General features: G+C 72.8%; 24 protein-coding genes. 15 read left to right on the top strand and 9 right to left on the bottom strand.

The window, feature by feature from the left end:
- Positions 1-36: 36 nt before the first annotated feature.
- The 4 genes from ACFC8N_RS36115 to ACFC8N_RS36130 all read left to right on the top strand — a co-directional run bounded on the left by ACFC8N_RS36115 (position 37) and on the right by ACFC8N_RS36130 (position 3,002).
- Positions 37-417, top strand: a complete 381-nt coding sequence (locus ACFC8N_RS36115) for a BlaI/MecI/CopY family transcriptional regulator (protein ID WP_356032245.1) — start codon at positions 37-39, stop codon at positions 415-417.
- Complete coding sequence (locus tag ACFC8N_RS36120; RefSeq protein WP_356032242.1) at positions 414-1,340, top strand: M48 family metalloprotease; 927 nt, start codon at positions 414-416, stop codon at positions 1,338-1,340. The genes ACFC8N_RS36115 and ACFC8N_RS36120 overlap by 4 nt, the downstream gene beginning before the upstream one ends.
- Positions 1,341-1,494: 154 nt before the next feature.
- Positions 1,495-1,887, top strand: coding sequence for a VOC family protein (locus ACFC8N_RS36125; protein WP_376293155.1), 393 nt, complete (start codon positions 1,495-1,497; stop codon positions 1,885-1,887).
- Positions 1,888-1,922: 35 nt separating this feature from the next.
- Positions 1,923-3,002 (top strand): adenosine deaminase, encoded by a 1,080-nt coding sequence (locus tag ACFC8N_RS36130; protein ID WP_356032237.1) that lies wholly within the window; start codon positions 1,923-1,925, stop codon positions 3,000-3,002.
- Here ACFC8N_RS36130 and ACFC8N_RS36135 read toward each other — a convergent pair.
- From ACFC8N_RS36135 to ACFC8N_RS36145, 3 genes are all read right to left on the bottom strand, one after another.
- Positions 2,984-3,499, bottom strand: coding sequence for a DUF664 domain-containing protein (locus ACFC8N_RS36135; RefSeq protein ID WP_362820882.1), 516 nt, complete (start codon positions 3,497-3,499; stop codon positions 2,984-2,986). The genes ACFC8N_RS36130 and ACFC8N_RS36135 overlap by 19 nt on opposite strands.
- A gap of 28 nt (positions 3,500-3,527) precedes the next feature.
- Complete coding sequence (locus tag ACFC8N_RS36140) at positions 3,528-5,042, bottom strand: carotenoid oxygenase family protein (RefSeq protein ID WP_356032232.1); 1,515 nt, start codon at positions 5,040-5,042, stop codon at positions 3,528-3,530.
- A 77-nt stretch (positions 5,043-5,119) separates the two neighbouring features.
- Positions 5,120-6,046, bottom strand: a complete 927-nt coding sequence (locus ACFC8N_RS36145; RefSeq protein ID WP_356032229.1) for a LysR substrate-binding domain-containing protein — start codon at positions 6,044-6,046, stop codon at positions 5,120-5,122.
- A gap of 111 nt (positions 6,047-6,157) precedes the next feature.
- On the opposite strand from ACFC8N_RS36145, the gene mgrA reads away from it, so the two are divergent.
- Positions 6,158-7,150 (top strand): L-glyceraldehyde 3-phosphate reductase, encoded by a 993-nt coding sequence (mgrA, locus tag ACFC8N_RS36150; RefSeq protein ID WP_376293157.1) that lies wholly within the window; start codon positions 6,158-6,160, stop codon positions 7,148-7,150.
- Between the two features lie 28 nt (positions 7,151-7,178).
- Here the strand turns inward: mgrA and ACFC8N_RS36155 are convergent, their stop codons facing one another.
- Positions 7,179-7,640 (bottom strand): DUF5990 family protein, encoded by a 462-nt coding sequence (locus ACFC8N_RS36155; protein ID WP_356032223.1) that lies wholly within the window; start codon positions 7,638-7,640, stop codon positions 7,179-7,181.
- A 78-nt stretch (positions 7,641-7,718) separates the two neighbouring features.
- The gene (locus ACFC8N_RS36160) at positions 7,719-8,099 is read right to left on the bottom strand and encodes a nuclear transport factor 2 family protein (protein ID WP_376293160.1); all 381 of its coding nucleotides are present in this window, start codon (positions 8,097-8,099) and stop codon (positions 7,719-7,721) included.
- 317 nt (positions 8,100-8,416) lie between these two features.
- Here ACFC8N_RS36160 and ACFC8N_RS36165 point away from each other — a divergent pair, with 317 nt between their 5' ends.
- The 4 genes from ACFC8N_RS36165 (at position 8,417) to ACFC8N_RS36180 (ending at position 12,879) form a co-directional block, all read left to right on the top strand.
- Positions 8,417-8,827, top strand: coding sequence for a hypothetical protein (locus ACFC8N_RS36165; RefSeq protein WP_356032217.1), 411 nt, complete (start codon positions 8,417-8,419; stop codon positions 8,825-8,827).
- Positions 8,828-8,914: 87 nt separating this feature from the next.
- Positions 8,915-11,257, top strand: a complete 2,343-nt coding sequence (locus ACFC8N_RS36170; RefSeq protein WP_362820877.1) for an FHA domain-containing protein — start codon at positions 8,915-8,917, stop codon at positions 11,255-11,257.
- A gap of 78 nt (positions 11,258-11,335) precedes the next feature.
- A complete protein-coding gene (locus tag ACFC8N_RS36175) occupies positions 11,336-11,887 on the top strand; it encodes a hypothetical protein (protein ID WP_356032212.1) in 552 nt (183 codons plus the stop codon).
- The gene (locus ACFC8N_RS36180) at positions 11,887-12,879 is read left to right on the top strand and encodes a serine/threonine-protein kinase (RefSeq protein WP_376293164.1); all 993 of its coding nucleotides are present in this window, start codon (positions 11,887-11,889) and stop codon (positions 12,877-12,879) included. Before ACFC8N_RS36175 ends, ACFC8N_RS36180 begins: the two co-directional genes overlap by 1 nt.
- Positions 12,880-12,890: 11 nt before the next feature.
- On the opposite strand, the gene ACFC8N_RS36185 is transcribed toward ACFC8N_RS36180, so the two are convergent.
- A complete protein-coding gene (locus tag ACFC8N_RS36185) occupies positions 12,891-14,168 on the bottom strand; it encodes a streptophobe family protein (protein WP_376293166.1) in 1,278 nt (425 codons plus the stop codon).
- Between the two features lie 137 nt (positions 14,169-14,305).
- Between ACFC8N_RS36185 and ACFC8N_RS36190 the strand changes: the two genes are divergently transcribed.
- The 4 genes from ACFC8N_RS36190 (at position 14,306) to ACFC8N_RS36205 (ending at position 17,224) form a co-directional block, all read left to right on the top strand.
- Positions 14,306-15,625 (top strand): DUF6777 domain-containing protein, encoded by a 1,320-nt coding sequence (locus tag ACFC8N_RS36190; protein ID WP_376293168.1) that lies wholly within the window; start codon positions 14,306-14,308, stop codon positions 15,623-15,625.
- A 114-nt stretch (positions 15,626-15,739) separates the two neighbouring features.
- Positions 15,740-16,192, top strand: a complete 453-nt coding sequence (locus tag ACFC8N_RS36195) for an ATP-binding protein (protein ID WP_356032202.1) — start codon at positions 15,740-15,742, stop codon at positions 16,190-16,192.
- A 67-nt stretch (positions 16,193-16,259) separates the two neighbouring features.
- On the top strand, positions 16,260-16,661 hold the full coding sequence (locus ACFC8N_RS36200) for a helix-turn-helix domain-containing protein (RefSeq protein ID WP_376293170.1): 402 nt from the start codon (positions 16,260-16,262) through the stop codon (positions 16,659-16,661).
- A gap of 80 nt (positions 16,662-16,741) precedes the next feature.
- Positions 16,742-17,224, top strand: a complete 483-nt coding sequence (locus tag ACFC8N_RS36205; RefSeq protein ID WP_376293173.1) for a VOC family protein — start codon at positions 16,742-16,744, stop codon at positions 17,222-17,224.
- Between the two features lie 76 nt (positions 17,225-17,300).
- On the opposite strand, the gene ACFC8N_RS36210 is transcribed toward ACFC8N_RS36205, so the two are convergent.
- The 3 genes from ACFC8N_RS36210 to ACFC8N_RS36220 form a co-directional block, all read right to left on the bottom strand.
- Positions 17,301-18,176, bottom strand: a complete 876-nt coding sequence (locus tag ACFC8N_RS36210; protein ID WP_071385249.1) for a geranyl diphosphate 2-C-methyltransferase — start codon at positions 18,174-18,176, stop codon at positions 17,301-17,303.
- A 64-nt stretch (positions 18,177-18,240) separates the two neighbouring features.
- Positions 18,241-19,293, bottom strand: a complete 1,053-nt coding sequence (locus tag ACFC8N_RS36215) for a family 2 encapsulin nanocompartment cargo protein terpene cyclase (RefSeq protein ID WP_376293174.1) — start codon at positions 19,291-19,293, stop codon at positions 18,241-18,243.
- A 16-nt stretch (positions 19,294-19,309) separates the two neighbouring features.
- Positions 19,310-20,746, bottom strand: coding sequence for a family 2B encapsulin nanocompartment shell protein (locus ACFC8N_RS36220; RefSeq protein WP_356032191.1), 1,437 nt, complete (start codon positions 20,744-20,746; stop codon positions 19,310-19,312).
- Positions 20,747-21,139: 393 nt separating this feature from the next.
- On the opposite strand from ACFC8N_RS36220, the gene ACFC8N_RS36225 reads away from it, so the two are divergent.
- Together ACFC8N_RS36225 and ACFC8N_RS36230 are read left to right on the top strand one after the other, a co-directional pair.
- A complete protein-coding gene (locus tag ACFC8N_RS36225; protein WP_356032188.1) occupies positions 21,140-21,934 on the top strand; it encodes a VOC family protein in 795 nt (264 codons plus the stop codon).
- Between the two features lie 38 nt (positions 21,935-21,972).
- Positions 21,973-22,677 (top strand): ribonuclease H, encoded by a 705-nt coding sequence (locus tag ACFC8N_RS36230; RefSeq protein WP_376293178.1) that lies wholly within the window; start codon positions 21,973-21,975, stop codon positions 22,675-22,677.
- Positions 22,678-22,695 lie beyond the last annotated feature (18 nt).

The raw sequence follows: 22,695 nt of genomic DNA on the forward strand, positions 1-22,695 counted from the left end.
CCTGGCCGCATACGTAGACGGGGTGAGGATCGTTCCATGACCGAGGCGAAGGACGAGCGCCGGCCGGCCGGTGAGCTTGAGGCGAGTGTCATGGCCACGCTGTGGGCCGCCGGAGGGCCGCAGACGCCCGGCCAGGTCCAGTCGCGCCTCGGCGCGGACCTGGCGCGGACGACCGTGACGACGATCCTCAGCCGGCTGCACGACAAGGGGGTCGTGGAGCGGCACCGCCAGGGGCGCGGTTTCGCCTACGTCCCGGTGCGCGACGTCCAGGACGCCCAGGGGCTCACCGCGCGCCGCATGCACAGCGAGCTGGACCGCGACACCGACCGCGAGACCGTGCTCGCCCGGTTCGTGGCCCAGCTCAGCCCCGACGACGAACGTGTCCTGCGGGACCTGCTCGAACCCGAAGAACGATGACCGCACTGCTCCTGCTGCCCCTGCTGCTGCCCTTCGCCCTGCCGGCCCTGGCCCGCAGGGCCCTGGACCGGCTGACCCCGGTCGTCGCGCTGTGGGCCGTCACCGTCTGTGCCGTCGTCCTCGCCGGCTGCTCGCTGGCCGCGCTCGGCTCGTTCGTCCTGATCGGGCTGTTCAAGGTGCCGCTCTTCGCCGCGCTCGGCGAACTGGTCCGCCCGCTGCACACCGCCTCGGACCTCGTCGTCCTGCCCGCTGCCGCGACCTCCGTCGGCGTGCTCGCCGTGTGCGGCTGGACCCTGGTCCGGTCCGTGCTCCGCCAGACGCGCGCCTTCCGCGTCGCGCGTACACAGGCCGGGCGCGGCCCCGCCGCGGGCGACCTGTGCGTGGTGGACTCGTCCCGCCCGGACGCCTACGCGCTGCCGGGCCGCCCGCACCGCATCGTCGTCACCACCGCGATGCTGCGCAGCCTGGACGGCCCCGAGCGCGAGGCGCTGTTCGCGCACGAGCGGGCGCACAACGACGGCGGCCACCACTACTTCCTCGCCGCCGCCGAACTCGCCGCACACTGCCACCCGGCGCTGCGCCCCGTCCGCGAGTCGATCCGCCTCGCCGCCGAGCGCGCCGCCGACGAGGCCGCCGCGGCCCGGGTCGGCGACCGGCGGCTGACCGCCCGTGCCATCGCCCGCGCGGCCCTCGCCGGTCACTCCGCGCCCGCCGAGCGCCCCGGCTTCGTGGCCGCCGCGACCTCCGGTCCCGTCCCGCAGCGCGTCCAGGCCCTGCTGGCCGCCCCGCGTGCCCCGCGCACGGGCCGCACGATCGCGGCCCTCCTCCTCGCCTGCACCGCCGTCTCCTGCGTGGCCTCGGGCGCCGGAATGGCCGACTTCCACCACCGTGTGGAGATCGCCCAGGGCGACGAGACGCCCTGACCCGGACCACCGGCCGACCACCGGCCGACACCCCGCCGCAGCCCTGAGGCGACGCATGGAGGCACCCGCGGTGCAACGCGCGTAGAACGGGACTGGCGCCCGTGAAGTTTTACGTATAACCTCACCCGCTAACCAACCCCACCGGAAGGTCCCGATGCGACGCGTCGCCCTGGTCACCCTCGTCGTCGACGACTACGACGAGGCCATCCGCTTCTACACCGAGGCCCTCGGCTTCCGGCTCGCCGAGGACGCCCCGCGTCCCGACGGCTCCCGCTGGGTCGTCGTGGAGCCCGGCGATGCCGGAGCCGGCACCGGTCTGCTGCTCGCCCGCGCCAAGGGAGAGGACCAGCGCGCCCGCGTCGGCGACCAGACCGGCGGACGGGTCGGCTTCTTCCTGCACACCGACGACTTCGCCCGCGACCACGCCCGCATGACCGCGGCCGGAGTGACCTTCCTGGAGGACCCGCGCCACGAGCCGTACGGCACCGTCGCCGTCTTCCAGGACCTGTACGGCAACCGCTGGGACCTGCTCCAGCCCGCCGCCTGATCACCGCTGAACCACTCGCCGAGGAACGCCCTGCCATGACCGTGTCCCGCATCGACACCGAGACCCTCCGCCGGCTCCCCAAGGCCGTGCTGCACGACCACCTCGACGGCGGCCTGCGCCCCGCCACCGTCGTCGAACTCGCGGCGGAGATCGGTCACACCCTGCCCACCACCGACCCCGACGAACTGGCCGCCTGGTACTTCGAGGCCGCCAACTCCGGTGACCTGGTCCGCTACATCGCCACCTTCGAGCACACCCTCGCCGTCATGCAGACCCGCGAGGGCCTGCTGCGCACCGCCGAGGAGTACGTGCTGGACCTCGCCGCCGACGGCGTCGTCTACGCCGAGGTGCGCTACGCCCCCGAGCTGAACACCAAGGGCGGGCTGTCGCTCGCCGAGGTCGTGGAGACCGTCCAGGAGGGCCTCGCCGCCGGCATGGCCAAGGCGGCCGCCGCCGGCACCCCCGTCCGCGTGGGCACCCTGCTGTGCGGGATGCGGATGTTCGACCGGGTCCGCGAGGCCGCCGACCTGGCCGTCGCCTACCGTGACGCCGGGGTCGTCGGCTTCGACATCGCCGGCGCCGAGGACGGCTTCCCGGCCGCCGACCACCTGGCCGCCTTCGAGCACCTGCGCCGCGAGAGCGTGCCGTTCACCATCCACGCCGGCGAGGCGCACGGCCTGCCCAGCATCCACCAGGCCGTCCAGGTGTGCGGCGCCCAGCGCATCGGCCACGGCGTCCGCCTCACCGAGGACATCCCCGACCTCGCGGCCGGCAAGCTCGGCCGGCTCGCCTCCTGGGTGCGCGACCGCCGGATCGCGCTGGAGATGTGCCCCACCTCCAACCTCCAGACCGGCTGCGCCACCTCGATAGCCGAGCACCCGATCACGGCCCTGAAGGACCTCGGCTTCCGGGTCACCCTCAACACCGACAACCGGCTGGTGTCGGGGACGACGATGACCCGGGAGATGTCCCTGCTGGTCGAGGAGGCCGGCTGGACCGTCGAGGACCTGCGCACGGTCACGGTGAACGCCGTCAAGAGCGCGTTCATCCCGTTCGACGAGCGCAGGGCCCTCATCGAGGACGTGGTCCTGCCCGGTTACGCGGCCGCGCTCTGAAGCAGCCCTCTGAGGTAGGCGGCCTGTCCGACGTGCTGGAGATCGTCGGACAGGACGCTCACCAGGCGGACCCCCAGCGTGACCGGGGGATCCCAGCCCTCGTCCACGACCCGTTCCAGGTCCTTGGCGGCGAGCCCCTTGAGTGCCCCGAGGGTCTGCTCGTGGACGGCGTCGTAGTACCCGGTGAGCAGGTCCGCGGAGTCGACCCGCACCTTGGCGACCTTCGCCGGGGTGTGCCCGTAGCCGTGGTCGCGGGGCGGCAGGTCGAGGCCGAAGCGTTTCTCCCAGCCGTCGCTGAGCCAGACCTGCTCCAGGCCGAAGGCGTCGGCGACGTGGTCGTCCTGCACCCGGGTCAGGTGCCAGACCAGCCAGGCGAGGGAGTTGGCGTCGGGCGCCGGACGGTGGTTCAGCTCGTCCGGTCCGAGGCCGTCGAGGGCGGCGTGGACTTCTTCCTGAATGCGGCCGTAACCGTCGATGAGGATGTCCTTGGCATGCATACGGTCCACGATCGCGCATCCGGCGCCCTCACGCGTCCGGAATCCAGCTTCCGTGGAAGCCCAGCGGCACCCGCCCCGGCAGCTGGATCCGCGCCACCGGCTCGCCGGTGAAGTCCTGCGCCGCGAGGATCACCAGGTCGGCCAGGCCGCGGTCCGGGTTGTGGACGTAGGCGAGGGTGTACCCGTCGTCCTCCGCCGCCCGCCGGTCGCCCGGGTCGCGCGGGACGAACACGGCCTCGCCCGCCGCCGCGCCCCTCGGCAGCCGGTGCACCTGGGTGGTGCCGCGCAGCAGGTCGTGCTTGACCAGCCCGTCGGAGAAGGCGTCGTCGGGCGGGACGGCGCCGTCCGGCGTCAGGTACGCGGCGGTCATCCCGGCGGCCGCCGCCGTGTAGCCGTAGCGGTGCCGCCGCGCCACCCGCGCCTCGTTGACCCGCGGGAACTCCTGCGGCCGGTCGTCCAGCACCCGCTGCCGCACCCGCCCGTGGCGCAGGTCGACGCTCCAGCGCTCCAGCCTGGCCGTGCGCGCGTCGTACGGCCCGTCCGAGCCGCGCCCGGCGACGTAGAACGGCGCCGGGTAGGCCATCAGGTCGATCACCACGGACTCGCCCTCGTCATAGGCGTTGAGGGTGTGCGAGTAGAAGACCGGATCGATGCCGAACCAGCGGACCGGGCCGCCGGTACGCGGCATGACACCCACCCGGGTCGGATGCTTCCGGTTCCAGACGTACGGCACCGGGGCGCCGGCTCCGGCCGCCGCCGCGTCGAAGGTGACCGGCAGGTCGAAGACGACGACGTACCGCTCGGTCAGCGCGAAGTCGTGCATCATCGGCGCGCCCGCCACCGGGATCCGGTGCGTCCGGGCGATCCGGCCGGAGCCGTCCACGACGAGGTGCCGGACGTGGTCCCAGTCCGGGTGGTAGGCGATCGCGTGCAACTCGTCCGCGAACGCGTCGTACTTGGTGTGCGCCGCGAACGCGCCCTCCAGCGTGCCCCGGAAGTCGTACGTGCCCACCGTGCCCAGCTCGCCGTCGAGTTCGTACGGCAGCGGGCCGCTCTCCTGGAGCGCGAGGATCCGCCCCCGGTGCGGGATGACGTGCGTGTTGCAGGCGAAGTCCTCCGCGGGCACCGGGCCGGGGTACGTCTCGCCGAGCTTCCGCGCGACCTGCGAGGAGCGCACCCAGCGGTTGCGGTACCACTCGGCCCTGCCGTCGCGCAGCCGCACACCGTGCACCATGCCGTCGCCGAGCATCCAGTGGTGGGCCCGGGGATCCTCCAGGCCCAGCACGTTGGGGCCGTTGCGCAGGAAACGGCCGTTCAGCTCGCGCGGGACGCGGCCGGTGACCGGCAGGTCGAAGGCCGTCAGTTCCTCGGTGACCGGGGCGAACACCCCTTCCATGAAGGGATAGTGACGTATCGTCAATTCCGTTGCGGGGCCCGCCGCTACGGCGCTCGCGCCCGTGCCCGCGCCTGTGCCCACGAGCGCGCCCGTCGCCGCGAGCCCCGCCGTGCCGCGCAGCACGGTCCGCCGTGTGTGTTCCGCCATGACATGTCTCCCTGAACCGTCGTCAGTCGTCATCGGTACGCCGACGGTTCCGAGTCTGCTGCGGCGGGCGGCCCGGATCAGGAGGCCTGGGGCCCCTCCTGGGGTGGTGCAAACCCCCCTGTCCCGCCTCCCGTTTCGAGGAGGGTGACCAGCGCGCGGGCGGCGGGGCTGGTGGCGCGGTCCGGCGGCAGCAGGGCGACCGTCTCGTACGCCGCCTCGCCCGCGCCCTTCAGCGGGAGCGCGGTGAGCGCGGGCCGCTTGTGCCGGAAGTGCCGGGGCACGACCGCGATCCCCAGGTTCTCGTCCACCAGGTCCAGCAGGCTGTGCACGTCGTTCACCTCCAGCGCCACCGTGCGCCGTACGCCCGCGGCGGCGAACGCGGCGTCGGTCGTGCGGCGCGGGCCCCAGTCCGGATGGAAGTCGACGAAGACCTCCCCGGCCAGGTCCTCCGGGGCGAGCGCCGCGCCCGCCGAGGCCAGCCGGTGGCCGGGATGGCACAGCACGGTCATCGGCTCGCTGGTCAGCGCCACCGAGCGCAGCTGATCGGAGTCCGCCCGGGTGCGGTAGGCGAAGGCCAGGTCCAGCCGCCCGGCCGCGACCTCCTCGGCCAGCGCGCCGGAGCCCGCCTGCCGCAGCCGGATCTCCACGTCCGGATGCCGCCCCCGGAAGCCCGCCAGCAGCCGTGCCACGTGCACCCCGGCGATGCACTGCTCGGTGCCGAGCGCCAGCGTGCCGCGCAGCACGCCCTGCACCGCCGCCACCGCCTCGTGCGCCGAGCGCACCTGTGACAGGATCCGCTCGGCCTCCGTCAGCAGCGCCCGCCCCGCCTCGGTGAGCGTCACCCGGCGTGTGGTCCGCACGAACAGCGGCGCCCGCAGCTCCCGCTCCAGCGCCCGGATCGAGGCCGACAGCCCCGACTGGGACACCATCAGACGCTCGGCGGCCCGGGTGAAGTGCTGGTCCTCGGCGACCGCGACGAAGTGCTGGAGATGGCGCAGTTCCATGATTGAGAAGCCTAGCCGCACAATTCCATCGGATTCTCCTGTTGGACCGCTGCGTGCGGTGCGCGCAAGAGTGGTCCTGGCAGACCATGTGCCCACCCCTCTGGAGTCGCGTTGTACACCGCACACCCCGACCGCTACGACGGCATGCCCTACCGCCGCACCGGACGCAGCGGGCTCAAGCTCCCCGCGCTGTCCCTCGGCCTGTGGCACAACTTCGGCCCGGACCGGCCTGTCGAGACCCAGCGCGCCATCCTGCGCCGCGCCTTCGACCTGGGCATCACCCACTTCGACCTCGCCAACAACTACGGCCCGCCGCCCGGCGCCGCCGAGTCCGCGCTCGGCGAGGCCCTGAGGGCCGACTTCGCGCCGTACCGCGACGAGCTGGTGATCTCGACCAAGGCCGGCTACCTCATGTGGCCCGGCCCGTACGGCGAATGGGGCTCGCGCAAGTACCTGCTCTCCTCGCTCGACCAGAGCCTCACGCGGATGGGCCTGGAGTACGTCGACGTCTTCTACTCGCACCGCCCCGACCCGGACACTCCGCTGGAGGAGACGATGGGCGCGCTGCACTCGGCGGTGCGGCAGGGCAAGGCGCTCTACGTCGGTGTCTCGAACTACTCCGCCGAGCAGACCCGGGAAGCCGCCCGCATCCTGGCCGACCTCGGTACCCCGCTCCTCATCCATCAGCCGCGCTACTCGATGCTGGACCGGCGCCCCGAGGACGAGGGCCTGCTCGACGCCCTGGACGAACTCCAGGTCGGCTCCATCGCCTACTCCCCGCTGGAGCAGGGCCTGCTCACCGGCCGCTACCTCGACGGCATCCCCGAGGACTCCCGCGCCGCCGGCGACAGCCCCTTCCTGAACTCCGACGCGGTCACCGAGGATCTCGTCGCGCGGCTGCGCGCCTTGGACGAGATCGCGAAGTCCCGTGGCCAGACCCCGGCCCAGCTCGCCCTGGCCTGGGTGCTGCGCGGCGGCCGCGTCACCTCGGCGCTGGTCGGCGCGAGCAGCGCGCAGCAGGTCGAGGACAGCGTCGGCGCGATCCGGAACCTGGACTTCGACACGGAGGAACTGGCCCGGATCGACGCGATCGTCCGTCCGTAGCCCCGCCGCAGGGCAGTGGGACGCGGGCTCACGTCTGCGCCGGCTCGCCCGCGCTCCACACGATCGCCGGGGGCACCACCCGCCCGCACAGCGGACGGCCCTTGGCGTCGGTGAGGGCGAGCCGGCCCACCAGCGTGCCGCGCCGCCGCGCCTCGGCGAGCACCTCGGGCGGAACGTCCACGAGCATCAGTTTGGCGCGCCGGAACATCCGGGACGCCTCCTCCTGCGGCTGCCTCCCGACCCAGGAGAGATAGACGAAGCGTCCGCCGAGCCGGTTCTGCACGTACGGGCCGCGCAGCTCGCCGTCGGCGGTGAACGTGCACGGGAGCGTCCACGACGCCGTCGCGGCGTCGCCGGGCTGCGGATCGAGCAGCTCGGCCGGCCGGTCCTTGCGCTGGACCGCCACCTCGATCCCGCTGACCCCGTGAAAGTCCGGCCCGGGCCCGCAGTCGCGGCCGGGCAGGGAGTGGGCTTCGATGCGCAGGTGCATGCCACTCAGTGTGGGGGGAAGCGGGGCGGGAGGGCAGCCCCTCGCCCAGGCCGCCGGCCGGGCTGTCGCCGCGAGGCGTCAGGCGCCCTCCGGCACCCGGTCCAGGAAGCCCAGCACCTGCCGGATGCGGCCCTCCTCGTCCAGGGTGACCACGTCGAACCCGGCGACCGGAGTCGAGCCGTCCTCGCTCACCAGCTCCCAGCCGAAGCGCGCCGTGTCGTGATGGCCGTCCACCGTGCCGAGCGGGCGGAAGACGAACCCCGGGAACTGCCCGTGGGCGGCGGTGATCACGGCCGCGACGCCCTCGTGGCCGCGGACGTCGGCGAGGGGGTCGGTGTAACCGCCGTCCGCGGTCCACGCGGCGGCGACCGCCTTCTTCAGCGCCTCCGGCTCGGTGGCGTTCCAGGCCTCGAAGTAACGGGCGGCCGCGGTCTCGTAACGGTCGGTGTTCACGGACATGGTGAATCAGCCTCCATCGTGGTCGTCAGTGCTGGTCGGGCCCGGATCCGGGGCTTCGCCGATCCGGTGTGACCACCATGCCGGAGGCCGGCGGGGCGGGTCGATTACCTCTCCGGTAATGCCGGAGGCCCGCGCGCACCTCGGTGTATTCCGCTCAGAACGGGCGCCGAATATGCCAACAGGCTGGCCGGAAAGGCATGGTGACAGTGTTTCGGGAGAGGCGATACTCGAACGCCAGGGGCACTTCACCGCACAGGAGCCGCACGGGAAGGCGGGGCTTCGGCCGGCACACCAGCGAGGCGACGGGGGAGTGAGACGTGCACGACGAATTCCTGTGCCATGTCACGGCGTACGGCATGTGCGACGGCCGCCGCATCGGCGTACCGCTCGGCACCTATCGCGCGCCCACACTGGCGCTCGCCCTGTGGTGGTTACGGGACCGTGCGTCCTGGATCGCCGAGCGGCTCGACCCGAGCCCCGGGCATCCCTCCTTCCCCGTGGGCGCGCTGGTGCCCGTCGCCGAGACGGTCGCCGACGTGCCCACGCTGCTGCGCGCCTGGTGCGCCGACGACGTCGGGCAGGAGCGGGTGGCCGACGAACTGGCGGGCGGCCGGCTGGTGCGGATCGCCGCCAGCGACGACACCACCGAGTACGAGCTGCTCGCCGAGTCCGTCGACGCGCTCCGGATGCAGCGCACCCTGCCCGCCCTCGTCGTACCCGTCGCCTGACACGTGTCCATGCGCCCCGGGGGGGGGGAGGAGGGAGCGGAGAGGGCGGAGAGGCCCATAGCGGGTCTAATCGGTAGAATTCTGGCCATGGCGGAGCGGCCGGTCGCCCCGACGGCGTCCGAACTCGTCCTGGAGACCGACACGGGTTCCACGGTGATGAGCCCGGGGCGCGACTACCACGTCGGACGCGACCCGTTGAGCGACATCGTCTTCGACGATGCCCGGGTCTCGTGGCACCACGCCGTGCTGCGCTGCGACCGCGACCACTGGACCCTGGCCGACCAGCACAGCACCAACGGCACCTACGCCGACGGCCGCAGGATCGAGCGCTGGGACGTCCGCCCCGGCAGCGAGATCCGCTTCGGCAGCCCCGCCGACGGCCCCCGCGCGATGCCCGCCGACGCCCCGGAACCGGTCCCCGACCGCCCCTCCGCCGTGTCACAGCCCCGGCTGACCGGCACCTTCCGCCGCCCCACCAGCGTCCGCCCGCTGCCCCCGCGCACCGTCCGCATCGGCCGGGCCCCCGACAACGACCTGGTGGTGGACGACCTGACCGTCTCCCGCCGGCACGCCGAACTGCGCGCCCACCCGGACGGCACGTACGAGATCGCGGACCTGGACAGCCACAACGGCACCTACCTCAACGGCCGGCCGGTCACCGGCGGCGCCCGGGTCGGCCCCGGCGACATCATCGGCATCGGGCACTCCGCGTTCTGCCTCGTCGGCACGGAACTCCAGGAGTACGTCGACACCGGCGAGGTCTCCCTCGACGTGCAGGAGCTCACCGTCGCCGTCGACGGCGGGCGCACGGTGCTCCTCGACCACGTGTCCTTCCCGGTGGGCGAGAAGTGCCTGCTCGCCGTGGTCGGGCCGAGCGGCGCCGGCAAGTCCACGCTGCTGAACGCCCTGACCGGACAGCGGCCCGCCGACCGCGGCACCGTCCTCTACGACGGCCGCGACCTCTACCGCGACTACGCCGAACTGCGCGGGCGCATCGGCCTGGTCCCGCAGGACGACATCCTGCACCCCCAGCTCACCGTGCGCGCAGCGCTCACCTACGCCGCCGAACTGCGCTTCCCCGAGGACACCGCCCCCGCCGAGCGGCAGGCCCGGGTGACCGAGGTCATCCGGGAACTCGGCCTCGAACACCGCGCCGACCAGCCCGTGCACCGCCTCTCCGGCGGACAGCGCAAGAGGGTCAGCGTCGCCCTGGAACTGCTCACCAAACCCTCGCTGCTCTTCCTCGACGAGCCGACCTCCGGGCTCGACCCCGGCATGGACCGCTCGGTGATGACCATGCTGCGCGGCCTCGCCGACGACGGCCGCACGGTCGTCGTGGTCACCCACAGCGTGCTCAGCCTCGGCGGCTGCGACCGCCTGCTGGTCCTCGCCCCCGGCGGCAGAGTGGCGTACTACGGCCTGCCCGACGACGCCCTCGCCTTCCTCGGCCACGAGCAGTGGCCGGAGGCCTTCGAGGCCTTCGACCGCGAGCCGGACCGCGACTGGGCCGGGGAGTACCGCGCGTCGCCGTTCCACCGGCACTACGTCACCGAGGCCACGACCCAGCCCCACCACCCCGGACCGGCCCCCGTCACCCCGGCACCGCCGCCCCGCCCACGCGGCTGGGGCGCCCAGCTCGGCACCCTGGTCCGCCGCTACACGGCCGTCCTGAGCGCCGACCGCACCTTCCTGGTCGTCATGACCGCCCTGCCGTTCGTCATGGGCGCCATGGCCCGCGCCCTGGCGGGCGGGCGCCTCACCCCGGACACGGCGATGAACGCGCTGCTCATCCTGTGTGTCGGCGCCGTGCTGACCGGCGCCGCGAACGCGGTGCGCGAACTCGTCAAGGAACGCCCCGTCTACCGGCGGGAACGCGCCGTCGGCCTGCCCAGATCGGCGTACCTGATGTCCAAGATCGTGGTGCTCGGCACGGTCACCGTCGCCCAGGCCGTCGTCCTCACCCTGGTCGCCCTGCTCGGCGTCGACCTCGACGCCCCCGGAGGCAAGGGCGTCCTGCTGCCGCCGCTCGCCGAGATCGCCCTGGCCGTCGCCCTGCTGGCGTTCACCGCCATGATGTTCGGCCTGCTCGTCTCCGCGCTGGTGCGCAAGGAGGAGGTGACGATGCCGCTGCTGGTGCTCCTCGCCATCGTCCAGGTCGTCTTCTGCGGGGCCCTGCTCACACTCCACGGTGTGCCCGGTCTGGAGCAGCTGTCCTGGCTCGTGCCCTCGCGCTGGGCGCTCGGCGCCATGGCCGGCACGGTCGGGCTGTCCCGGCTCGTGCCCGGCAAGCCGGCCGCCGACCCGCTCTTCCGGCACGCGCCGGGCGTCTGGCTGCTCGACCTGGCCATGCTGCTGGTGCTGTCCGTCCTGTGCGGCCTCGCCGTCGCCCGGCTGCTGCGCCGGCAGGAGCCCGCCCTCATGCGGAAATAGTCGGAAGCAGACGGAAGCGGACGGCAAGACGATCCGCACCCGCAGGCATCACGAGCCCCACGCGGAAGGAGGCGCCCGATGAGCAGAGCGCCCGGTCCCGGATTCCGGCCCACGCACGTCGTCCCGCCGCGTGGCATGCCCGCCTGGGAGGCCCCCGACCCGGCCCGGCCCACCGTGCCCCTCGACCCCCTGCTGCCCGTGCAGCTCCTGGAACGGCGCGGCGACTGGGCGCACATCGGCTGCGCCAACGGCTGGGCCGCCTGGGTCGACGGGCGCGGGCTCGTCGCCGTACCCGAGGACCCGCCCGTCGCCGGCGGACCGGCCGGCGCCGCCGACCCCCGGCCCCTGCTGGCCCGCGCCGCCGAGGCGCTCGCCGCCTACCGCTCCGCGGTGGACGAGCTGGCGGCCGGCTCCCTCGCCGGCGAGGACTTCGCGGACCGCACCCACGGCCTGCGGATCGGGATCGTCGTCGACGGCGAGGCCGTCTGGCTCTACGACCCCGAGGAGAGCCGCTGGATGTACGGCGACGGACGCCGGCTGACCACCTACGCCACCGACCACGCGGTCACCGGCGACACCGAGCCCGGGCACGACCCGACCCGGCTGGTGACGCCCGACGGCGAGCGCTGATGGCCCGCGAGACCAGCCTGTTCTCCGGTCGGCCCGCGGAACTGATCGGCCGGACGGTGGCGAACTACCGGATCGAGAGCGAGGTCGGGCGCGGCGGCATGGCCGTCGTCTTCCGCGCCCACGACCTGCGCCTGGACCGCACGGTCGCCCTGAAACTGCTCGCGCCCGAACTCGCCCGCAACGACACCTTCCGCAAGCGGTTCACCCACGAGTCCCAGGTGGCCGCCGCGATCGACCACCCGCACATCGTGCCCGTCTACGACGCCGGCGAGACGGACGGCGTGCTCTACATCGCCATGCGGTACGTCTCCGGCAGCGACCTGCGCCATCGGCTGGACGCGCACGGAGCGCTGCCCGTGCCGGACGCCGTCCGCATCGCCGGACAGGTGGCCTCCGCCCTCGACGCCGCCCACGAACACGGCCTGGTCCACCGGGACGTCAAACCCGGCAACATCCTGATCGCCGAGGGCACCGACCGCGACCACCCCGAGCACGTGTACCTCACCGACTTCGGGCTCACCAAGAAGTCGCTGTCCCTGACCGGCTTCACCAGCGTCGGCCAGTTCGTGGGCACCCTCGACTACGTCGCGCCCGAGCAGATCTCCGGCCGCCCCGTCGACGGCCGCTGCGACGTCTACGGGCTGGCCTGCGTCGTCTACGAGACCCTCACCGGCCGCCCGCCCTTCCGGCGCGAGGACGACATGGCGCTGCTGTGGGCCCACCAGTACGACGAGCCGCCCCCGCCGAGCGCGGCCCGCCCCGGACTCGCCCCGGCCGTCGACGCCGTCCTCGCCAGGGCCCTCGCCAAGAGCCCGGACGAGCGGTACGCCACCTGCCTCGACTTCGTCGCCGCGCTGCGGGCCACCACGGCCACCCCCGTGCACCCGCCGGCCGCCGGCCCCCGGGCGGCCGAGAGGGACGCGGGCTCGGGCCGCACGGTGACCGACACCCGGCGGCCCCCGCACTGGGCCGACCCGATGTTCCACACGTGAGCGAAGGGGGCTCAGGGCGGAGGCTGCTCACCGACCTCGCCCCGCCGCCGCACCGGCAGCGCGAGCAGCCCGCCCAGCAGCCCGGCGACCAGTCCCCACAGGGCGCCCAGGCCCACCGCCTGCCAGAGCCGCGGCTCCAGGAACAACTCGCCGGACAGCCCGCCGCCGAGGTTGCCGATGCCGAGCAGGGACAGGCCGTAGTGAGCCGAGACACGGCCCGTCAGGCAGATCATGAGCACGGTCAGCGCCAGCGCGACGGCCAGGTGCAGGGCGTGCTGCCACAGCCGGATCCGGGCCGGTGAGCGCGCGGCCATCCGGAACGCGACAGCCAGCAGCAGGACCGCGTCCACGACCGCCAGCCACCACCAGCGGCCGTCGTGGGCGGTGAGCGTACGCAGATTCAGTTCCGATGCGCCCGGGGTGCGCAGCAGCTCGTCCAGGACATGGGGCACCGGCAGCCCGAACGGCCCGTCCACCCGGCCGTTCCAGGTGGCGCCCAGACCGACGGTGAGGGCCAGCCAGGCCAGGTTGGGCAGGCCGAGCAGGATCAGTGCCACGGTCGTGGCGACGTGCCCGCGGGTGGCCGCGGTGATCAGCGCGATGACGAGGCCGACGACGACGTAGCCGAGGAGCAGCACGACCACCGCGTGAGCCGCCGGGCGCACCGACTCCTGGAAGCGCAGCAGCCGCCCCGGCAGCGGAGCTCCCCGCGCGACCAGCACCGCCAGCAGCAGTACCCCGGCCAGCCACAACAGCCCGAACAGCACGGTCAGCGGCACGTCCGCGGTGAACCCGACCTTCGGCGCGGCGTTGAACAGCCCAGCCAGATCGCTGAGGGTGCCGCTGCCCACGTCGACGGCGAAGGTCTGCCGGGCGCCGAGGGCCAGCCCGATCAGCGCCAGCAGCCACAGCACCGCGAGCCGCGCCGCCCACCCGGCCAGTTCCGTGGCCGAGGCCACCGCCCGGTGCCGCAGCGGACGCAGAAAGCCCGCCCCGATCGCGAGGGCGCCCACGAGCGTCACCGACAGCGGGATCACGGTCAGACCGGCGTGGCTCTCCGCCAGCACGCCCGCGTTGCCCGACAGTTCGACGGTGCCGCCGACGGCCGTCACCAGCGTCGCGACCACCACCCTCGGGAACGCGCCGTCCGGCAGATCCGCCGCGCCGGCCGCCCACAACCCGAGTGCCGCCACGAGTGCCATGACGGCCAGCCCGGTCAGCACCGCGCCGAGGGCCTGCGCCCAGCCGTGGCGGGCGGCGGGCCGCGCGGGGGCGGTCGGAGGGCTCACACCGTTCACGCTAAGCAGCGGCCGTGCGTCTCGCCCGTCGGCTTGCGACCGCCGCGACTCTGCGACACACAATGGGGTCAATGTGCAGCCGAACGACCTAAAGGCACCAAACGGAACCGCGACGGGAAGAGGTGCTCGTGAGCGTCGAACCTCCGTCCTCCGGCCGCCCCTCCGGCCCGCCCCCCGGCCCGCTGTCGGGCTCCTCCCAGCCGCCCTCCGGCCCGCCCGGGGGACCCTCGGGCGGCGCCGGCGGGCCCAAGGAGCCGCACGAGCCGCACGGGCCGTGGTGGAAGTCCGTACCGGGCATCGCCGCCCTCAGCGCCGTCGTGGTCGCCGCCGTGGTACTCGCCGTCGTCTTCACCCGTTCGGGTGGCGGCTCGTCCGCCAAGGGCGGCGAGGTCTTCCTCCAGCCGGCCGCCAGTGCCGGCCAGGATCCCTTCACGGCATCGACGGCCAAGCGGAGTTCCGTCCCGCCCCCCGCCTCCGCCGCGCCCTCCGCGCCGGCGGGCACGGTGCAGGGCGTGCAGGGCGGGGCGCCCGGCCTGTACGGCGGCACGCAGAACGTCGCCGCCTGCGACGTCGGGCAGCAGATCAAGGCCCTCCAGGCGGACTCGGCCAAGACCAGGGCGTTCGCCTCCGTGGCCGGCGTCCAGCCGTCCGGCGTACCCGCCTATCTGCGCTCGCTCACCCCGGTCCAGCTGCGTGTCGACACGCGCGTCACCAACCACGGCTACCGCGACGGCGCCGCCACCAGCTACCAGTCCGTGCTCCAGGCGGGCACCGCCGTGCTGGTGGACAGCCACGGCGTCCCCCGGGTGCGCTGCGCCTGCGGCAATCCGCTGACCTCGCCCGTCGCCGAGAAGAACACGCCTCGGCTGGTGGGCCCGCGCTGGCCGGCGTACCGGCCCTCGAACGTGGTCGTCGTGACGCCCGCGCCGACGGTCGTCGACATCTTCGTGCTCTACGACCCCCACCACGACGACTGGATCCACCGTCCGCACGGCGACCAGGGCTGGCAGCACGACCAACACGCCAGGCCGCCGAAGGACCCGCACCCCTGGAACCCGCCGCCCTCGCCGTCGGCGTCGCCGTCGTGCCCGCCCGGGGCGCGCCACTGCCCGTCCCCCTCGGGCAAGCCGAGCCCCTCGACGGCGACCTCGTCCCCGGCCTCGCCGAGCGCGTCCGCGACGTCCGCGACGTCCCCGTCGCCCCCGTCGTCCTCGCCGTCCGCCTCCCCTTCGTCGCCCTCCTCCCCCTCGCCGGCTCCTGCGTCGCCGAGTACGTCCCCGCCGATCTCCCCGTCGTCCTCCCCGTCGTCGTCTCCGCCCTCCTCCGGCGCGTCGCCGGAGTCGGCGCCGGCCGGGTCGCCCTCAGCGGCGTCCTCCTCGCCCCCGTCGGCCTCCGCACCCTCCTCCGCCGGGCCGGTATCACCGTCCCCGAGCCCGTCCGGAGGGTGACCATCGCCACTGTGCGCGCTCGGCGAACGCTTCGGGGGACTGCCGAGCCCGGCTCGGGGTACGAGGTCTGGTGCAACGGACGAAAGGCCGGACCCGGCATTCGAGAGAGACAGCATGACCGAGTACGTGGGCGGGGACGTGATACCGACTGGTTTCGATGTACCCGTGGAACCGCTGCGGCGCGCCGAGCACTACACCGGCGAACCCGGCTCCATAGCGGAGGCGCGGGCCTTCGCGGCGCGGTTCCTGGAGCAGCTGAAGACCGAGTGGTGCGCCGAGCCCGACCGCGGCGCCGACGGCGAACTGCTCCTGCTCGTGAGCGAGCTGGTCACCAACGCCGAGCGGCACAGCAACGGCCCCTACATCCTGGAGCTGGAGGGCACGGACAACGCGGTCACGGTGTGTGTCTACGACAGCAGCTCCGCGCTGCCCCTGCGCTACCCCAGGGACCCGGCACGCGTCGGACGGCACGGCCTGGAGATCGTCGACGCCCTGGCCGTGGAAGTGACCGCCGAGCGCGTCCCCGTCGGCAAGCGGGTGCGGGCCCGCTTCGCGCTCAGGCGCTGAGCCGGTTTCCCTCAGGGCGCAACGCCGGGCCCTTGCCCCGTGACCTGCGGCTCCTAGGCTGACGTGGGTGACCAACCAGGTGAGCAACGAAGCCCGAGTGATCCCGCTGCGGCCCGCGCCCGTCCGCCCGCAGGCGCCCGAGACGCAACCGGCGGTGGGGGAGGGCAGAGAGCCCCTCTGGCGTGATCTGGTCGGAGAGGTGCTGCGGCGCGAGCGGCGGGCGCAGGACCGCACGCTGAAGGACGTGGCCGACACGGCCCGGATCTCGCTGCCCTACCTCTCCGAGATCGAGCGCGGCCGCAAAGAGGCCTCCTCGGAGGTCCTCGCGGCCGCCGCACACGCCCTCGGACTGGGCCTCGGCGACCTGCTGTCGCTGGTACACGGCGAGCTCACGCGGCGCACCGGCGTGCACCGCCGCCCGGCCGTCGCTCCGCACCGGCCGTCCAACGCGCTCTGCCTGGCGGCCTGACCGGCTCCGCCCCGGCCGATGAGTTTTGCCGCGCGGTCCGGTCGGTACTGATGACCGCGTTCCCCGCCCAGGAGGTACTCATGACCACCGACGGTTTCACCACCTGTCTCTGGTTCGACGGCAAGGCAGAGGAGGCCGCCGAGTTCTACGTGTCGGTCTTCAAGAACTCGTCCATCGGCCACGTCACCCGCTACACCGAAGCCGGGCCCGGTCCGGCCGGATCGGTGCTGGTGGTCGAGTTCACGGCCAACGGCCAGAAGTTCATCGCCCTCAACGGCGGCCCCCAGTTCACGTTCAACGAGTCGATCTCCTTCCAGATCTCCTGCGCCGACCAGCACGAGATCGACTCCTACTGGACCAGGCTCACCGAGGGCGGCGGCGAGCCCGGCCCCTGCGGCTGGCTCAAGGACCGGTACGGCGTCTCCTGGCAGGTCGTCTACGACCGGATGACCGACCTCCTGAACGACCCGGACCCGCAGAAGGCGGCCCGCGTCACCGACGCCATGCTGAGCATGGGCAAGCTGGACGTCGCCGCCCTGGAGAAGGCGTACGCGGGGGAGTAGGGCAACAGCCGTACGACCGGTCGCGGGGCGGCGAGGCACACCTCCGCCTCGCCGACCCGCGCTGCCGATCTCGGGATCAGACCCGGTCGGCCACGATCAGCAGGTACTGGAAGCTGCCGTTGCGGTAGGCGTCCAGGAACGCGTCCTCGATGCCCGTCACCAGGTGGTCGGCCTGCTTGCGCAGTTCCCAGTACGGGATCGTCGCCGCGGTCAGGTCCTCCACATGGACCGGCACCAGCCGATTCTTCGCCATCGACCGGAAGTACTCCGACCTCGGGTGGATGTCGCAGATGTAGTGCGCGTTGATCAGCGACACCTCGCGCGATGCCCGGCCGTAGGTGTCGTTGTAGCAGCCGGTGACCGTCACATAGCGTCCGCCGCGGCGCAGCAGCCGGGCGTGCTCGGCGAACAGCAGCTCCAGCTCGACGTACATCGTGGACTCGTTGTTCCACGAGGCCGCGTACGCACCCGTCTCGAAGCCGGTGTCCAGCATGTTGCGGTGGTGGTAGCGCACCTTGTCGTCGACGCCCCGCTTGCGGGCCATCTCGTTGGCGAAGTCGCACTGCTTGGCCGAGATGGTGACTCCGTCGGCGTGGCAGCCGTGGCGCAGGTTCGCCACGATGCTGCCGCCGCCCCGGCCGCAGCCGGCGTCGAAGACCCGGTCGGCGGGCGTGAGCGGGCCGAGGTGGGAGGCGAGCAGCTCCGCCTGGGCGTGCTCCAGCCGGTGCAGCTCGCTGGTGATGCGCTCCTTGCGCAGCTCGGGGTCGGGCTCCTCCAGCACCGACCGGTCGGCCTCACCGATGCCGTAGTGATGGTGGTAAAGGTCGTCGATCCTGCCGAGTTCGAGGTTGACCGGATTCTCCTCGGCGTTCCAGTAGTCCGCGACCCGGGTCTGGTAGATGGACTGGGTCGGGACCGGAACGGTGGTGGTGCGGGCGGGGGCGGTGGTCAACGAAGACTCCTCTGGACAATGTGACGGCGTTGCGGTGCGGCCGGGCTGCCGGTGATCGGGTGATTCACCAGTAGTCGGGCAGGTGGTAGCGGTTGGTGTTGGTGGCGTGCCACTCGTGGTTGCCGGAGACCCAGGCGGCCAGGCCCTCGGCGTAGCGTGCGATCACGGGTGAGGTGGCGGACAGGGCGGCCGACTCCTCCTCGAAGGCCTCCATGACCTGGTTGTGGATCTCGACGGACTTCAGGTAGGCCGCCTTCAGCCCGCGCCGGTCGTTGGCGGCGACCACCTGGGGCAGATTGAGGTGGTCCGGATCGCTCGCCAGCTCCTTGGTGAAGGAGTACAGGTCGTTCACGATCGTCGTGGCGTTGCACGCGAGGGCCGTGATCCGCTGGATCTCCGGGCGGGCGTAGACCTGCTCGGGCAGCTCGTAGCCGTCCACCGCGTCGACCAGCGACAGACAGGGGCGGAAGTTGTTGAACTGCCGCATCACCAGGTACTCCCAGATCCGCGGCATGTACCGGGACTCCATCCAGGCGGCCTCGCCGAGATAACCGAGGTGCAGCCGGGCGATGTCGTGGACGAACCGGTCGGTCTGGCTGGGGGTGGCGAAGGTGGCGTAGTCCGCGAGGGCGTGGTGGTACGAGCGAAGCGGGCCGTCGGCCTGGATGCCCTCGCGCCACTCGGCCTCCAGCTCCGGGATGCCGTGGTAGGGGTCGAGGGCCGACTGGGCGATGATCAGCGGTCCGCCGAGGCCGCTGCGCGATCCGCCCCGCCCCTCGTCCTCCTCGCAGTAGCAGGAGTCCACGATGTTCTCGGCGAGCAGCAGCTTGCCGGCCGCGGTGAGCCGGTCCAGATCGAGGCCGCCCGGGTGCTGCAGGACGACGGCCCGGCCGAACTGGAAGCCGGAGAAGTCCCCCGTCCAGGACTCGGGGAACAGGTCCAGCTCCCGGGCCCATTCCTCCAGTCGGCGGTCGATCTCGGCGGCCTTCTCCGGGTCGGCGGGCACGGCCGGTCGGCAGCGCAGGCCGGGGATCACGCCGGTGCGCCGCACCGGGCGCAGGGCCTGGGCGAGGTTCGGCGGCCCGGGCAGCGTGTAGGCGGTGGTGGGTGTGCTCATGGCGCGCTCCAGGCCGTCAGTCGGCGGTCCGGCCGAGCTGGACGTTCTCCAGGATCCCTGCCGCGTCCGGGACGAGGATGGCCATCGAGTAGTAGGCCGTGACCAGGTAGTTGATGACGGCCTGTTCGTTGATGCCCATGAAGCGGACGTTCAGGCCGGGCTGGAACTCGTCCGGGATACCGGTCTGGTAGAGGCCGATGACGCCCTGGTCGGCCTCGCCGGTGCGCAGCGCGAGGATGCTGGTCGTGTGGTCGTCGCGGATCGGGATCTTGCTGCACGGGTAGATCGGCACCCCGCGCCAGGCCGGCACCTCGTGCCCGTCGACGCTCGCGGTGCCGGGCACCAGACCGCGCCGGTTGCACTGCCGGAAGAACGCCGCGATCGCCTTCGGGTGGGCGAGGAACACCTTGGTCTTGCGCCGCATGGACAGCAGCTCGTCCATGTCGTCCGGGGTCGGCGGGCCGGTGAAGGTACTGATCCGCTGGCCGTAGTCGACGTTGTGCAGGAGCCCGAACTCCCGGTTGTTGACCAGCTCCCACTCCTGGCGCTCACGGATCTCCTCGACCGTCAGGCGCAGCTGCTGCTGTGTCTGGTCCATCGGGTCGTTGTAGAGATCGGCGATCCGGGTGTGCACCCGCAGCACGGTCTGGGTGAGCGACAACTCGTATTCGCGCGGGGTGAGTTCGTAGTCCACGAAGCCGCCGCGCAGGGTCGGCTCGCCGACATGGCCGGCCTGCACCGGCACCTCGGCCTCGCCCTTGCGGTTCATGGGCATGCGCTGCTGCTCGACGTACGCCTGCAGATGCGCGGCGAGGGTCGGCACTCGCCGGGTGACCTCCTGGATGGCGGTCCAGGGCAGTGAGAGCACCACGCCCGCGGTGTCGGCGCGCACCGAGGACAGCCACAGCGGGTCGGACTGGCCGACCGCCTCGTCGCCCATCTGGTCGCCGGCGGAGACGATCCCGGTGACCTCCTCGGCGCCGTACTTGCCGTTGGTGTACCGGGTGAACCGGCCGTGCACGACCAGGTACGCCTCGGTCACCGGCTGGCCGGCCTCGAACAGCACCTGTCCGGCGCGCACCTCGCGCGGCTGGAAGCGGCCCGCGAGCTCCCGCAGCACCTCGCCGTCGGGATAGCCGCGCAGGACCGGCAGTTCGGTCAGGGTCTCCGGAACCACCCGGATGTCGTCCGCGCCGTTGTGCTCGAAGTGCACCCGGCCACGCCCGGTGCGCAGCTGGAGACGGCGGTTCACCCGGTAGGCGCCGCCCTTCACGTCCACCCACGGCAGCGTCTTCAGCAGCCATCGGGAGGTGATGGCCTGCATCTGCGGTTCGGACTTGGTGGTCGTGGTGAGCTGGCGTGCCGCCCGGGTGCTCAGACTGCTGAGCTGCCCGTCCGGGTCGGGGGCGGGTTCTTCGACGACGGAACCGGTGGCGCTGTCCGGTGTGGACACTTTCCCTCCAGGCAGGGCGGAACGGGGGTGACGGGATGGGGCAGTGGTGTGCCAGTGGCGTTGCGCACGCCCAGCCAAACAGGCCGGATGATCACCGGGTAAGGCGTGAAAGGGGGCGGGTGTGCGCGCGGGTTGTGCAAACCCGCCGTTTGTGTCAAACCTGCGGCGCGCGGCTGAATGCACGCTTCCGCTCATCGCCGCAGCTGGGTTTCTTCTGCGCCGTTCACCCTCAAGGGTGACCTGAAGTGTTCAGACAACTACTTTCCGTGACGGCTCGGTGTCCCGCTTCGGCCCCCGTCGCTCGGCGCGCGGGCCGACGGCGGCATGGCTAGCGTGAGCAGCGGGGTGGCAAGCGTGAGTGTCCGGACATACCGCATCAGGAGGGTCGTCAGCATGGCCGTGCAACCCGAGGGAACGCCCTGTTGGGCCGACGCGATGTTCAGTGACGTCGAGGGAGCCAAGCGCTTCTACGGCGACGTCCTCGGCTGGACCTTCGGCGAGTCGTCGTCGGAGTACGGCAACTACACACAGGCCTATGTGGACGGCAAGGCGGTGGCCGCCGTCGTCCCGCCCATGCCGGGCCAGGAGGGGCAGTCGCAGTGGTGCCTGTACTTCGCCGCGCCGGATGCCGCCGCCACCGCGCAGAAGGTCCGGGACAACGACGGGGAGGTGCTGATGGAGCCCATGCAGGTCGGGGACTTCGGCACCATGTGCCTGGCCCGGGAGCCCAGCGGGGCCGTGTTCGGCGTCTGGCAGGCGGGCAGTCACGAGGGCTTCGAGGCGACCGGCACCCCGGGCGCGTACTGCTGGGCCGAGGTCTTCACGCGGGAACCGGAGAAGGCCGACACCTTCCTGTCCGCCGTCTTCCCGTACCGGATGAAACAGATGGAGGACCACGCCGTCGACTACCGGATGTTCGACGTGGGCGGCGACCCCGTCCTCGGTCGGATGAAGATGACCGACGACTTCCCGCCCGAGGTGCCGTCGTACATCAACGTCTACTTCACCGTGGACGACTGCGACCGGGCGGTCGAGCGTGCCGTCAAGCTCGGCGCCGTCCTCCGCTTCGGGCCGATGAGCAGCCCCTTCGGCCGGTTCGCGGCGCTGAGCGATCCGCAGGGCGCGAACTTCTCGGTGATCGACGTCACGACCACCGAAGGAGAGATGCCGTCGGTCAAGGACGTGTGAGGTCAGGGCGCCGGAGCGGCCGCCCGCGCGCCCATGGCATGATCGTGCGTATGCGTGAACGTGTGGTGGCCGCGTGCGACGGGGCTTCGAAGGGAAACCCCGGACCGGCCGGATGGGCGTGGGTGGTCTCCGACGACGAGCGGACCCCCGCCCGCTGGGAGGCCGGCCCGCTCGGCCGGACCACCAACAACGTCGCCGAACTCACCGCTCTGGAGCGGCTGCTCGCGGCGGTCGCGCCGGACGTGCCGCTGGAGATCCGCATGGACTCCCAGTACGCGATGAAGGCCGTCACCACCTGGCTGCCCGGCTGGAAGCGCAACGGCTGGAAGACCGCCGCCGGCAAGCCGGTCGCCAACCAGGACCTGGTCGTGCGCATCGACGAGCTGCTCGACGGCCGGTCCGTGGAGTTCCGCTACGTCCCGGCCCACCAGGCGGACGGCGACCCGCTGAACGACTTCGCCGACCGCGCCGCCAGCCAGGCGGCCTCCGTGCAGGAGGAGGCCGGCAGCGCGCTCGGCTCCCCGCCGCCGCCGGCCTCGCCGGACACCCCGAAGGCCGCGGCCCCGCGCAGGAAGGCTCCCCGCCGCACCGGCGGCGGGGCGGCCGGCGGCACGTCCTCGCGCACGATCAAGGCGAAGTTCCCCGGCCGCTGCCTGTGCGGCCGCTCCTACGCGGCCGGCGAGTCCATCGCCAAGAACGCGCAGGGCTGGGGCCACCCGGAGTGCCGCACGGCCGAGGCCTGACCGGGCGCCGGCGGCCCG

Source organism: Streptomyces sp. NPDC055966, assembly GCF_042269865.1.
Taxonomy (GTDB): Bacteria; Actinomycetota; Actinomycetes; order Streptomycetales; family Streptomycetaceae; genus Streptomyces.

Excerpts from the sequence above, each read along its gene's own strand:
- ACFC8N_RS36195 (WP_356032202.1), top strand. The coding sequence starts at position 15,740 with ATGACCGAGTACGTGGGCGGGGACGTGATACCGACTGGTTTCGATGTA.
- ACFC8N_RS36120 (WP_356032242.1), top strand. The coding sequence starts at position 414 with ATGACCGCACTGCTCCTGCTGCCCCTGCTGCTGCCCTTCGCCCTGCCG.
- ACFC8N_RS36175 (WP_356032212.1), top strand. The coding sequence starts at position 11,336 with ATGAGCAGAGCGCCCGGTCCCGGATTCCGGCCCACGCACGTCGTCCCG.
- ACFC8N_RS36115 (WP_356032245.1), top strand. The coding sequence starts at position 37 with ATGACCGAGGCGAAGGACGAGCGCCGGCCGGCCGGTGAGCTTGAGGCG.
- ACFC8N_RS36205 (WP_376293173.1), top strand. The coding sequence starts at position 16,742 with ATGACCACCGACGGTTTCACCACCTGTCTCTGGTTCGACGGCAAGGCA.
- ACFC8N_RS36155 (WP_356032223.1), bottom strand. The coding sequence starts at position 7,640 with ATGCACCTGCGCATCGAAGCCCACTCCCTGCCCGGCCGCGACTGCGGG.
- ACFC8N_RS36225 (WP_356032188.1), top strand. The coding sequence starts at position 21,140 with ATGGCCGTGCAACCCGAGGGAACGCCCTGTTGGGCCGACGCGATGTTC.
- ACFC8N_RS36140 (WP_356032232.1), bottom strand. The coding sequence starts at position 5,042 with ATGGCGGAACACACACGGCGGACCGTGCTGCGCGGCACGGCGGGGCTC.
- ACFC8N_RS36180 (WP_376293164.1), top strand. The coding sequence starts at position 11,887 with ATGGCCCGCGAGACCAGCCTGTTCTCCGGTCGGCCCGCGGAACTGATC.
- ACFC8N_RS36130 (WP_356032237.1), top strand. The coding sequence starts at position 1,923 with ATGACCGTGTCCCGCATCGACACCGAGACCCTCCGCCGGCTCCCCAAG.
- ACFC8N_RS36230 (WP_376293178.1), top strand. The coding sequence starts at position 21,973 with ATGATCGTGCGTATGCGTGAACGTGTGGTGGCCGCGTGCGACGGGGCT.
- ACFC8N_RS36125 (WP_376293155.1), top strand. The coding sequence starts at position 1,495 with ATGCGACGCGTCGCCCTGGTCACCCTCGTCGTCGACGACTACGACGAG.
- ACFC8N_RS36135 (WP_362820882.1), bottom strand. The coding sequence starts at position 3,499 with ATGCATGCCAAGGACATCCTCATCGACGGTTACGGCCGCATTCAGGAA.
- ACFC8N_RS36170 (WP_362820877.1), top strand. The coding sequence starts at position 8,915 with ATGGCGGAGCGGCCGGTCGCCCCGACGGCGTCCGAACTCGTCCTGGAG.
- ACFC8N_RS36160 (WP_376293160.1), bottom strand. The coding sequence starts at position 8,099 with ATGTCCGTGAACACCGACCGTTACGAGACCGCGGCCGCCCGTTACTTC.
- ACFC8N_RS36145 (WP_356032229.1), bottom strand. The coding sequence starts at position 6,046 with ATGGAACTGCGCCATCTCCAGCACTTCGTCGCGGTCGCCGAGGACCAG.
- ACFC8N_RS36215 (WP_376293174.1), bottom strand. The coding sequence starts at position 19,293 with ATGAGCACACCCACCACCGCCTACACGCTGCCCGGGCCGCCGAACCTC.